The organism is Gemmatimonadaceae bacterium, assembly GCA_016720905.1.
Classification (GTDB): domain Bacteria; phylum Gemmatimonadota; class Gemmatimonadetes; order Gemmatimonadales; family Gemmatimonadaceae; genus Gemmatimonas.
Window position 1 is genome coordinate 212,859 of sequence record JADKJT010000030.1, and the last position, 12,273, is coordinate 225,131.

The following is a 12,273-nucleotide window of genomic DNA, read 5'->3' on the forward strand; positions in this document are numbered from 1 at the left end:
TAATCGGAAGTGCTGTTGCGTGACCGCATCAGGCTGTGGAGGCCGCACCCCAAAGGCTTCGCATCATTTTCTTGACGCTGGTGATGTGGTCCAGCAAGTTTCCTTGGCGATGATGGGCCTGTCCGTCATCAGCCTGAGGATTCCCGTGCCCAACTCCGTGACCTACGATTCACCTGTCCAGGCTGCCTCAGCTCGCGCCAGCACCGCGCCACTTCGCCAGGTGGCGTTGCTCATGGTGTGCACGCTTGGCCTTGGCGTGATGACAGCCTGCGCGACCGCTGGAAGTGCGGGCCGTGTCGCCGTGCGAGGGGGAGCCGACTCGTCGCTCGCCGCCGCGGTCGCGCGTGAGCAGGCGGGTGGTGCCACCACGTCATCCGCGATCGGCGTGCCGCCGTTCCAGCTGCTGGCGAAAACCGATGGGCTGTCCGCGCTCGGCTTCGCGATCGCCGATCTGTTGACCAGCGATCTCTCGCGCAGTGCCCGGGTGACGGTCGTTGAACGTTCGCGACTGACCGACGTCCTGCGCGAACAGGATCTCGTCCGCAGCGGGCGTATCGATTCGGCGTCGGCACCGCGTCTGGGCAAGTTGCTTCGGGCCAAGCGTCTGGTGTTGGGCTCGGTCGACACGATGACCGGCGGTCAGTTGCGCCTGTCTTTGCGTGTGGCCGATGTCGAGAGCGGTGTACTCGATGCGGCGCTCGATGCGCGCGCACCGCTGAACGACGTGCTTGCCGCCGAGAAAGCGCTGGCGTTGCGGTTGTTCGATGCCCTCGGCGTCACGCTCACTCCGGCCGAACGCGCGTCGGTTGATGCGTATCCCACCACGTCGTTGGCGGCCCTGTCGGCATATGGCCGTGGTGTGCAAGCGGACTTCCTTGGAGATCGCCGCCGAGCCATCGATGAGTTCGAAAAAGCACTCGTGGTCGATCCAGGGTTCAGTCAGGCACGTGATCGCGCGACGCAGATGAAATCGGAAGCCCGTCGGTCTGCGGAGGCCCCGTCGGTGTTGCCGGGCATTCGCTCGATCAATGCCCCCGTCACGGGCACCGTCGATCGCGTGAACCGCCCCATCGACATCATCACGTCGTTGTCGCGCCCGCTGGCCGGTCCCGGCGATCCGTCTTTTCCCAGCACGATCGTGACAGTCGTCATCACAGTGACGCGCCCGTGAGTCGTTTGCAGCGGACAATTGCTGGTGCCGTCACGTCGCAGCAGCGCTGGCGACGGCTGCGCCCGGCCGCGACCCTCGCGCTGCTCGCCGTGCTGCCCGTCGCCCGCGGGTCCGCGCAAGAGCGACTGGTGGGCAATCAGTCGGCGGGAATTGGCATGTCGTATGAGAACATTCGATTTGGCGGAACGGGACTGCGCCAGTACAACTTCGCGGGATTGGATTCCGCGCGAATCACCGGCGTGCGGCAGATGTCACTGCCCATCACCACCGCGTTCGCGTTGGGCTCATCGTGGCGCGTCGATCTGACGACACTGTATGCGTCGGCGACGGTGTCGTATCGTGACGCGGCCACGCCCAACAATCGTCGCTCGGCCACCTTGTCGGGAATCAGCGATGTGCGTGTGCGCGCGACCGGCACGCTGATCAGTGACTTGCTGGTCGCCACGGCCGGCATCAATGTGCCGACCGGGCGGACCTCACTCACCAATAGAGAGTTCGGCGTCCTGCGTATCATGGCGGCGCCGAGTCTGGGACTTGGCAGTACTCCGGTGGGCGCCGGTGCCAGCGGGACAATGGGACTGGTACTCGCTCGGCGCGCCGGACCGTGGTCGATGGCGTTCGGCGGCTCGTATGAGTATCGGGGCAGCTATCAGCCGGTGGCCGCGCTCGTCGCAGGATCGGCGTCTGCCGATTTCCAACCCGGCGGGGTGATGCGCGCATCGGTAACGGCCGATCGCACGGTCGGTCCGCACCGGCTCAGCGTCGCGCTTGCGGCTGACGTCTTTGCTGACGATGAACTGCGCACGCCCCCGTCGACCGTAGGGGGCACAACGGGCACGGGTCCGAGCGGCATCACGATTGTCAGACTCGGACCGGTCTTCAGCGCCGATGTCCAGATGTTGTTTGCCGTTCCACGGTTTCGGCAGTTCATGGGATATGCGTCGTTCCGTCGGCGCGCGCCGTTCTCTCGCGATGGCCAAAGTGTGGCCAAGTCCAGCGGGCAGTATTTCGATGCAGGCGTTCGTGCAGCGGTGGCGATGGGACCTCAGCGAGATCTGATTCTCGGTGCGGACTCTCGACTGCACGCGGGCCTCGGCGTTGACGAGGGATTGCCAACGTCTGGCGTTGCCAGTGGCGGCCTGTCGGCAGGGCTTGAGATCCGGCGTGGGCTGTTGTCGTTTCAGCCGTATGTCAGAGCGCAGGGGGGAGTCCTGAAGCAGCGCGGGGTCGGGTCCTCCGCTCCCTCGCAGTCATTCAACGGGCTGGCTGGGGGCCTCGTGGCCGTCACGCGGTTTTGAGGTGCCATTCTTGCAGGGAAACAGGCTATTCTCCGGTCGGGAACAAGTTGCCATCGTTCGCCAACGTCTATTCCATAGATCCTTCGCGCCCATGAACCGACAATTCGGATCCACTCTCGCCTTGGCCTCGGCACTGGTGCTGTCTGGCTGCGGCGATCTGGCGAACATGGTGGCGTCGTCCGGTCCGGCAGACGCGCGCCCCGCGCGGGTGGCCTTCACCGCCTCTATTGCCTCGCCAGCCGCCCGATCTGCGGCTGACGTGGTAAGTCTGCGCGTCACCACCTCGTACCTGCTGGCTGGTGGCTTGCGCGACACGATTGGCACCCAGACACTGGCGCTCACCTCGGCCTCGACGCAATCCGTGCCGATTCCGGTCGATCTGGCCGGCTGTCTGGCCGATTCCAATCGTGAGGGCGCGGCAACCGACGGCGGCTGCTCTGTCGTGCTGGAACTGGCATTAAGCGTGAACGACGCCGTGGTCGATCGGCAGGCGGTCGGGCCACTGCGATTGAAGCCCGGTGCGACGACCGAAGTCAGTCAGCCGGTGACGCTGTTTGAAATCGCGTCCGTGACGGTCGCGCCTACGGGCACTGTGTCGCTGATCGTGGGTGGCACCACCACCGTGACACCCAGCGTCAAGGATTCACGAGGACAGGTCGTGACGGGTCGCGCCGTGGGCTGGAGCACCGACGCGCCGACCGTGGCTACCGTTGATGGCAACGGCAAGGTCACCGCGATCGGTGCCGGACAGGCGCGGATCACGGCGACACTTGGATCGTTGTCCGGCAGTACACTGGTGCAGGTTGTGCGTCCGCCCGTATCGCTGGTGATCTCGCCGACGACAGGCAGCGGCACTGGCGTTGTGCGTTCCGTGCCCGCGGGAATCGATTGTCGCATAGTTGCCGGAACCGTTTCAGGCGCCTGTGCCGTCGACTTCGCCGCCGATCTGCAGGTGACGTTGACATCCGTGGCGGACGCCGGTCAGCAGTTCGGCTCGTGGGGCGGTGCCTGCGTAGGAAGCTCGGTTGGGGCAAGCTGCACGCTGACCATGGCGCAGGCACGTACGGCGTCGGCACAGTTCACCGCCATGCGTCGAGTTACCGTGGCCAGTGCTGGCACGGATGGCCGTGGACGCGTCACAGGTGGATTCGGCATGGACTGCCGCATTGATGGCGCCGGTACCACTGGCACCTGCGCTGTTGACGTCGCGGATGGCACACCGGTGACCCTCACCAGCGTGGCCGACGGGGCCAATGCAGGCGTTGTGGCGCAGGTTTTTGGTGGATGGTCGGGTGACTGCGCGGCTGCGTCAGGGACGTCCTGCACGTTGACGCCAACGGGTGGCAATCGGGCTGCCAGCGTCGGGTTCCTGGGTGGTAAGGCCGTGAGCGTCGTCATGACGGGGATTGGCGGCGGCTCTGTCACGTCGACCGCTGGCCTTTCCTGCATCCGCAGCGGAGACGTCACGAGCGGCACGTGCGCGCAAACTGTCTCGCACGGGACAACGGTGACGTTGGTGCCGAACGCCGATCCTCAGTCGGTCTTCGTCGGGTGGAGCGGCGCGTGCGCGGGCCAGGTTGGTGACTGCACGTTGTCGATGACGCAGGCCCGTTCGGCCATTGCCACGTACACCCGTCGGACCGTTTCACTGAACATGATTCTGACCGGCGGCGGCAACGGCGTGGTCACGGTAAACGGCATCAGCGGCTGCGATCGTACCAACACGACATTCGGCACCGTCACCTGCGTTCGGGATTACGACATCGGTACCGTGGTCACACTGAGCGCCAATGCCGGTGCGGGTACCGATTTCCTCGGGAATACCGGCGACTGTGTCGGCATGACGAGCTGCACCCTGGTGATGAGCCAATCTCGGACGGTGACCAGCGCGTTTGCCGGCACGGTGCTGGTGACCCTGACCATTGAAGGGCTGGCGAGTGGATCCGGTGTGCTGCGCAGCACGGAGTCCACGCCGCGCATCAACTGTGCGATCGTCGGCGGACAGCCGTCAGGCTCCGGGTGCGTGGCGACCGTTCCCGTTGGCACCTCCATCACGCTGCAAGGCACGGGCAACGTCGGGAATGCGCTGACGTTCTGGGGGGGGAGTTGCACCGGTCGTGTGACGCACGAGTGCACGCTGGTGGTCAATGCGCCCATGCGCGCGTCGGCGGGTTTCTCTGCCGCCATCGACGTCGAGGTGCGGTTGAGCGGTCCGGGTGCCGGCTCGATCACATTCGCGCCGGCGGGTGCGCCGAGTCAGGCGCCATGCGTGGTGTCCGTGCCGGGAACCCCGGTGTCTTGCCGTTACTCGTTGCCGGGAGGGACGAACGCGGTGTTGCGAGGCTTCTCGGCACCAGGATGGCGCTTTGACGGATTTATCGGGCCGTGTGTGGAAAGCGTCAGCAGTACGCCAGTTCAGGAATGCACCTATCGCGGCATCGGCTTCCTGCGGGTCTTCACCGCCGGGTTCATCCCGTGATGCTGCGCTGACGTCCAGTCAGCGGAACGTGAAAGGGGGCGGTGAAGATGCGTGGTTCGCATCCTCACCGCCCCCGTTCCACTGACGGAACCGCCGGCCGGCTTACTTCTCGATCGAGGCCAGCCGCACCTTGGCGCGATCAAAGTCCGGGTTCAGCGCAATGGCCTGCTTGTACAGCGACACGGCCTGCGTCTTGTTCTTCTTGTCCTCAGCTTCCAGGGCCTGGCTCATGGCCATGAGCGCCTTGAACTGATTGGGGCTCTTGGCCGCCGGTGTGGTGGCGCTGGCGGTCTTGAGGGCGGGCAGCTTGAGCCCCGCGTTGACCTTGGATCCAAGCTGGATGACCATCTGCAACAGATTGTCGGCGTTGCCCGTGACCGATTCCGTGTACTCGATGGCCGACGTCTCGGTGTTCACGGCGCGCACATCGATGCGCATGTTCCGCTTCGGATCGATGACGAACGTGCCCATGAGCATATGGCGGGCGCCAAGCGTCTTGCCCAGTTTGACGGCGGTCTCCTTGTCCACCCGATCGCTGTTCTGCAGATTCTGCTCTTCGATCAGGCTCTGCAGCCGGTCGCGCTCCACGACGCGCACGGCGTTATTCTGAGCCAGTTCGGTGATGAGCATCTCCGCCATACCTTTGCTGAGCGGAGCGTACGACGCGTTGTCGATCAGCGCACCGTTGGTGAAGTAAAGGACGGCGATCGTCGGACGTTGGTTGGCGGCAGTGCCTTGGCCAGAAACCGGCACAGCCGACACCGCCAGGGTCGCTGCCGCCATCAGCAGCGATCGCGAACGGTTCGACCGACGTAGAGCTTTCAGGATCACGGACATGCGAGCACCTCGATGGAGGGAAATTTCTGCACCTCCTACAACGTCGTGCCTTTCGCGCCATATCGTCAATAGCTGGACCGCATTTCACTGTCGGCCGACCTGTTTCTCCTGACTGGAATACCCGAGCACCATGCCCAAGACCTGTACCTCCTGCGGCACGACCTACCCCGACACAACGGTATTCTGCCCGACTGACGGCACGGCCTTGCGAATGGATGAGGTCGGCGGTGACCTCGTCGGTAGCGTGATCGCCGATCGTTATCTGGTGGGAAAGCTCCTTGGCGAAGGCGGCATGGGAAAGGTCTATCTCGCGACGCACGTGCGCCTGCCGCAGAAGGCTGCCATCAAAGTCCTGCATAACGACATGGTGAAGGATGCCGGCGCCGTCGCGCGGTTTAATCGCGAGGCCGCCAACGCGGCGCGCATCGAGCACGATCGCGTGGCCCGGGTGTTCGATTTCGGTGAGACGAGCGATGGCCATTGGTACATCGCGATGGAGTTCGTACCAGGCAAGACCCTGCGCGATGTGCTGGACGAGGACGGTCGCATGACCCCGGTGCGGGCGGCGAATCTCGTGTATCAGGTGGCGGAAGGGTTGGATGCCGCGCATCGCCTCAACATCGTGCATCGGGACCTCAAACCGGACAACATCCTCGTCATCACCGACGAGAGCGGCGTTGATCGCTGCAAAGTGGTGGACTTCGGTATCGCCAAGGTGACGAACAGCACCGAGACACAGCTCACGCAGATGGGCATGCTCGTGGGCACGCCCGATTACATGAGCCCGGAGCAGGTGCTTGGTGAGCAGCTGGACGGACGGAGTGATGTCTACGCGCTGGCGCTGGTCGCGTACGAAATGTTCTCCGGTGCGTTGACGTTTGACGGCACGACACCCGAGCGCAAACTCACCGCGCGCTTGATTCAGGATGCGCGTCGATTGTCCGAGGTCGCGCCCGACATCGAATGGCCGGCGGCATTGCAGGCGGCGTTCGATCATGCGTTGGTGCGCGAACCCGAAGGACGCACGGCGAGTGCGCTCGAGTTTGGTGATGCGATCGTGAACGCCGTTGAGGCATGGACGGGACTTTCCGTGCTGCGTGCGCGCACGCCGATGTCGACGCCAGCCATTGTCTCCGCCGCCAACGAGAGTACGAGTTCGCTGGCGCGCCCGACGCCCATGTCCTCGCCGACCGCGGCGCCGGTGCGGGCGGCCGCGCCCACGGCAACAAACGGCCGACCCGCCACACCTGGTGCGGGTACGTCAGCCAGTAAGCTGGCGATTCCGGAGCCGTCGCCCAAGAAGCGCCCGCCCATCGCGGCTATCGCGGCGGTGGTGCTGGCTCTCGCGGCCGGCGGCGGCTATTTCGCCTTCGGTCGCGATGGATCGAACGACGTGGTTGCTCCTGTGGTTGCGGCGCCGGAAGTGGCGTCGCAGTCGCCGGCGACGACACCGGTCTCAACACCGTCGGCGCCCGTACCGAATGCGGCCGGTGGATCCGCTCCAGTGACGCGACCGGGTAGCGGCGCGGCACGTACGACGACGCCACCAGTCGCCGCCCCGCCGGCTTCAGGCACGGTGGCGCCGCCGCCGGCCGCGCCGAGTGTGCCGGTGGCGAGTGGTGTGAGTGCGGCAGACGCCGCGAACGCGAGGCAGGAACTTGATGGAATCAGAACGGCATTGAGCACGGCGCCCGATGACCAAGATGCGATCGTCGGCAATAAGGCCATCCCACAGCTCACGCGATTGCTGCCGCGCCTTGGTTCGGCAACGGATAGTGCGTGGGCCTACCTCGGACTGGCGGTGGCGTATGGTATGGCGGAACGACCCGATCGCGCCTGCGAGCCATTCCGGAACGCCAAGCGCCTCGCCACCAGGTCAGAACAACGAACACAAATCGAAGGACTTTCCGCGATTCTCACGTGCGCGCCTTAGTCGTACAGTAATCCTCCCGTCTCCCGTCTCCCGTCTCCCGTCTCCCTCATGACCACCAGCCGGCGCGATTTCCTGCGGGTGTCCGGTGGGTGTCTGGCGCACGTCATGCTCATGTCAGCGTGCGCCGGTCGTGGTACGCGCGCGCGCTGGACCGCGCCGACGAATCCGACCGTCGTGACAACCCCATTTGCACGACTCGATGCCATTGGTGCGGATACGTGGGCGGTCATCTCGACGCCGCTGGGTGGCGACCGCACCACCTTTGCCAATGGCGGTATTATCGCCGGGCGAACCGGCGTGATCGCCATCGAGGGCTTCTATCGTCCTGCCGGTGCGACGTGGCTGGCGCAGCATGCGCGGGCGTTGACCGGTCGATGGCCAACACACGTGGTCCTCACGCACTACCATGTCGATCACGCCGCGGGAGTGAGCGGGTACGTCGGCTCGACCACGCCCGCGTTGCGCACCACGGCCATCACCCGTGAGCTTGCCACCGGAGGTGGTCCGGTGGCCCCTGCCCGTGACGACGCCTTGATGCGGGCGTTCGCGGACGTGGTGATCGTCAACGCCGCCCAGCCCGGTGTGATTGACTTGGGGAATCGCCGTGTCGATCTAGTGGGCTTGCATGGCCACACGCGCAGCGATCTGGCCCTGGTCGACGAGGATGCCGGTATCACCTTCGCGGGCGATCTGCTGTGGAATGGCATGTTCCCCAACTTCGTCGATGCAACCCCCACGCAGCTGTCGGTGTCTATCAAACATCTGGCCGCACGAACGCGCGACGCGTTTGTGCCCGGACATGGCGCCACGGCGGATACCGCGAGTGTCGCGCGCTACATCAACCTGCTGGCTGATCTCGAAGCGACCGCGCGACGTGGGCACGCGGCCGGTCGATCGGCGGCGGAAGCGGCGACCGGGTATGTCGTGCCGGCGGCGCTTGGCGAATGGATGGCCAGTCAGGTTGGCGTCGAACGGGCCATGACGGCGTGGTATCGGGAATTGGACGCGTCGAGGTAACGCCGCTTCACCCAGGACTCAGCTGCCTGTGACGCGGGAACGATGCCGTCAGATCGATATGCTGTTGTAGGAAACCGACGCCACACAGCGCCTCGTGCGCACGTGCGTGCGTCCGGCGCCCGACAGTGGACGAGCGCTCCCGGTCTCGTATCCGTCGGCGCACGCGCGACGGCTGCCAACCACGACCCGCGCTCCCCTCCTGCCTGGGCCCGCCGTTGGAGTGCGTCCGGGCAGCGCGGGGTGTCGTGGTTTGATGTGCTGAACGCGGACGGACGCTACCTCCGGACCGTGATGGTGCCAGCCGATTGTACGACGCTCCCCGCGCCGGTGGTGCGCAATGGCGTGATGGCCTGCGTGCAACTGGCCCCCGAAACCGATGCCGAAACCGTGGTGATCGCCAGGATTCCGGGGCGTCGATAGCTGAACGCCCGTTGAGGCGCGGCGCGCTGGCGCACCGGACGGCGTCAGGCCATGTTCGTCGTGATCGGTCAGTGAACCAACTCGCGCGATGGGCGCGCGACGTGCGTTCCGGCCCCAGGGAGACTTGCTCGTGATGGCCGTAAATCGACCGATGTTGCGACAGGCCGCGTGGCGCCGGCGCCTATCCGTTGTGCGCGGGGCGCTGGCCGTCGGCGCATGGGTGTTGGGTGCACTGGCGGCACCTTCGCTCCACGCGCAGGATGCGCGGCCCACGGTCAAGGTGCCGTTCCCCACCGATCCCATGGCGTCCGTGCCAAAGTTGCCCGCGATGATTGCGACCAAGGGCAGTGAACTGGCCGACGTCGTCGAGCGCTTTCAGACCGATCAAGGGGCCGTGAGCCGGCGCTACGATGGCGTGGATTCTCCGGAGCAGCGCAAACGCGTGCGGGGGTTTGCCACCGCGTGGCGAGACCGCTTGCGCGAGATCGACTTCGACAAGCTGTCGCAGGAAGGCAAGGCCGACTACGTGTTGCTCGACAACCACCTGCGCTATCAGCAGGAGTTGGCAGACCGTCAGGAAAAAATGCGTGGCGAGATGACGCCGCTGCTGCCGTTTACGGACCGTTTGTTGGGGTTGCACGACGCGCGGCGCAATCTGGTGTCCATTGATGGGCAAAGCGCCGCGCGCACGTTGGCCGAGGTGACCAAGCAGATCGACAGCCTCCGGGCGCTTTTCGAGGTACCGGCGGGGCGTGGTGGCGGTGCGGGGGTCGCGGCCGACAGCGGTGCGAAGCCGCGGGCGCCAGCGCCCAAGGTCTCGCGCACAGTCGGCAATCGCGCCGCGGACAATCTCGACGCCGTGCGCAATCTCATCGGGCAGTGGTTCCGATTCTACGATGGCTATGATCCGCTCTTTTCCTGGTGGGCCGCCAGTCCATATCAGAAGCTTGAAGAATCGATGCAGCGGTATGCGCAGACGATTCGGCAGCGGGTCGTGGGCATCCCCGTGTCAGCGACCGTCGCTGTTGCCGGCGGTGCGGGGCGTGGTGGCGCCGCAGCCGGTGGCGGTGGTGGACGAGGCGGTGCGCCCGCCAGCGACAACACCGGTCCCATCATCGGCGATCCGATTGGCGCCGAAGGACTCGCCGTCGATCTGCGTCACGAAATGATTCCGTACACCGCGCCGGAACTCATCGCGATTGCGGAAAAGGAGTATGCGTTCAGCCTGAGTGAAGCCAAGAAGGCCGCTCGTGAAATGGGCTTTGGCGACGACTGGAAGGCCGCAATGGAGAAAGTGAAGAACACGTATGTGGAACCCGGCAAGCAGCCCGATCTCATTCGGGACCTGGCGCGCCAGGCCGAGGCATTCTTCGACCAGCACGACTGGATCACGATTCCGGCCCTGGCGCGCGAAGACTGGCGCATGGAGATGATGACGCCGGAGCGCCAGCGCGTCGCGCCGTTCTTTCTTGGGGGCGACCTGATCCAGGTGTCGTATCCCACCGACGACATGACGGACGAAGAGAAGCTGATGAGTCTGCGGGGCAACAATCCGCACTTCTCCCATGCCACCGTGTTTCATGAGCTCAATCCCGGCCATCATTTGCAGGGCTTCATGGCGGCACGCTACAACTCGCACCGCCGCCTGTTCGCCACGCCGTTCTGGAACGAAGGCCAGTCGTTGTATTGGGAGATGTTTCTGTGGGATCACGATTTCCACGTGACGCCGGAAGATCGCATCGGCGCGTTGTTCTGGCGCATGCACCGAAGCGCCCGCATCATCTTTTCGCTCAACTTTCACCTGGGCAAGATGAATCCGGAGCAGGCCATTCAATTTCTGATTGACACAGTGAATTTCGAAAGGGCCAACGCCGAAGGAGAAGTGCGCCGATCGTTCAATGGCAGCTATTCACCAACCTATCAAGCGGCGTACATGTTGGGCGGTCTGGAGCTTCGTGCGCTGTACAAGGAAGTCGTGATGACGAAGAAGATGACGGACCGTGAGTTCCACGACGCCGTGATTCAGGGCGGACCCATGCCGATCGCCATGATCCGGGCGCGTCTGCTGAAGCTGCCGTTGACCCGTGACGGCGCGACGCCGTGGCGATTCGCCGACGACTTGCCGCCGCCGCGCCCGTTTCCGGTAAAGGCCGCCAGGTAGCGCCCCGACATGGCCTCGCCACCGGATATTGCCGGTCGACTGCGTCGTACGATGCATGGGCCCATGTGGCATGGGCCCAGCCTCCTGGAGGCCATGGGTGATCTTCCAGCAGGTCGAGCAGCGGAATCGCCGATCGACGGTGCGCATTCGGTGTGGGAGCTGGTGCTGCACATTGCGGCCTGGGCCGAAATCGCGCATGCGCGTTTGCAGGGCACACCATGGCGGGATCCAAGCAACGCAGAGGATTTTCCGCCGCCGACGAGGGGCGAGGTCGGTGCCTGGTCGCGGGACATCGCGCGCGCGGTCGGTGCGTACGAGTCGCTGGCCGCCGCCGTGGAGGCACTTTCAGCTGATGCGCTTGACGAACTGGTGATTGGGCAACCCTACTCGCGCGCCGAGATGCTGCATGGCGTCGTTGAGCACGGCGTCTACCACGCCGGGCAGATTGTGCTGCTGCGCCGATGCATGGCCCGTTGATCCGTCGTGCCCTTGGCCCCCTCGCCGTGTGCGTGTGGGCGTGCGACACGCCGTCCCACGGGGGCGCCGCGGACACGGCCTCCGTGGTGCAGGCGGGCGTGCCACTCGTGTATGCCCGCTGTGTCGGGTGTCATCAACTCAACGGCCAGGGCATCCCGAATGTGTATCCACCGCTCACCGGCGACTCTCGGGTGAACGGGCCGATCGACCGGGCGATTGCCATCACGCTGCACGGCATCGAGGGCGCGCTCGCCGTCAACGGGCGGCCATTTCTCAGTGCCATGTTGCCGTCAGGTGATGGACTGCCCATGACGAATGAGGAGATCGCCAGCGTCCTCACGTACGCGCGCTCGAGTTGGGGGAACACGGCCACGGCGGTGTCCGCCGCCGATGTCTCGCGCGTGCGCGCGGCCACAGCCGGTCGCGCCAGGCCGTGGACCGCAGCCGAATTGCAGTCGCTGCCGTAGCGCTCCGGGCAGA

The 12,273-nt window shown here is 65.2% G+C and carries 10 protein-coding genes; 9 read left to right on the forward strand and 1 reads right to left on the reverse strand.

The window, feature by feature from the left end:
• Positions 1-145 precede the first annotated feature (145 nt).
• The 3 genes from IPP90_19800 to IPP90_19810 all read left to right on the forward strand — a co-directional run bounded on the left by IPP90_19800 (position 146) and on the right by IPP90_19810 (position 4,948).
• Complete coding sequence (locus IPP90_19800) at positions 146-1,171, forward strand: hypothetical protein (GenBank protein ID MBL0172904.1); 1,026 nt, start codon at positions 146-148, stop codon at positions 1,169-1,171.
• Positions 1,168-2,469 (forward strand): hypothetical protein, encoded by a 1,302-nt coding sequence (locus tag IPP90_19805; GenBank protein ID MBL0172905.1) that lies wholly within the window; start codon positions 1,168-1,170, stop codon positions 2,467-2,469. Before IPP90_19800 ends, IPP90_19805 begins: the two co-directional genes overlap by 4 nt.
• 91 nt (positions 2,470-2,560) lie before the next feature.
• Positions 2,561-4,948 (forward strand): Ig-like domain-containing protein, encoded by a 2,388-nt coding sequence (locus IPP90_19810; protein ID MBL0172906.1) that lies wholly within the window; start codon positions 2,561-2,563, stop codon positions 4,946-4,948.
• 102 nt (positions 4,949-5,050) lie between these two features.
• On the opposite strand, the gene IPP90_19815 is transcribed toward IPP90_19810, so the two are convergent.
• Positions 5,051-5,785 carry a hypothetical protein gene (locus tag IPP90_19815; GenBank protein MBL0172907.1) on the reverse strand — a complete coding sequence of 245 codons (735 nt, stop codon included), beginning with the start codon at positions 5,783-5,785 and terminating at the stop codon, positions 5,051-5,053.
• Between the two features lie 130 nt (positions 5,786-5,915).
• On the opposite strand from IPP90_19815, the gene IPP90_19820 reads away from it, so the two are divergent.
• The 6 genes from IPP90_19820 (at position 5,916) to IPP90_19845 (ending at position 12,260) form a co-directional block, all read left to right on the forward strand.
• The gene (locus IPP90_19820; protein MBL0172908.1) at positions 5,916-7,718 is read left to right on the forward strand and encodes a protein kinase; all 1,803 of its coding nucleotides are present in this window, start codon (positions 5,916-5,918) and stop codon (positions 7,716-7,718) included.
• Positions 7,719-7,766: 48 nt separating this feature from the next.
• Positions 7,767-8,735: an MBL fold metallo-hydrolase gene (locus IPP90_19825; protein ID MBL0172909.1), complete on the forward strand. Its 969-nt coding sequence runs from the start codon at positions 7,767-7,769 to the stop codon at positions 8,733-8,735.
• Between the two features lie 102 nt (positions 8,736-8,837).
• A complete protein-coding gene (locus tag IPP90_19830; protein ID MBL0172910.1) occupies positions 8,838-9,155 on the forward strand; it encodes a hypothetical protein in 318 nt (105 codons plus the stop codon).
• A 130-nt stretch (positions 9,156-9,285) separates the two neighbouring features.
• A complete protein-coding gene (locus tag IPP90_19835) occupies positions 9,286-11,316 on the forward strand; it encodes a DUF885 family protein (GenBank protein MBL0172911.1) in 2,031 nt (676 codons plus the stop codon).
• A gap of 9 nt (positions 11,317-11,325) precedes the next feature.
• Positions 11,326-11,793 carry a DinB family protein gene (locus IPP90_19840; GenBank protein ID MBL0172912.1) on the forward strand — a complete coding sequence of 156 codons (468 nt, stop codon included), beginning with the start codon at positions 11,326-11,328 and terminating at the stop codon, positions 11,791-11,793.
• The gene (locus IPP90_19845) at positions 11,790-12,260 is read left to right on the forward strand and encodes a cytochrome c (protein MBL0172913.1); all 471 of its coding nucleotides are present in this window, start codon (positions 11,790-11,792) and stop codon (positions 12,258-12,260) included. The genes IPP90_19840 and IPP90_19845 overlap by 4 nt, the downstream gene beginning before the upstream one ends.
• Positions 12,261-12,273: the final 13 nt, after the last annotated feature.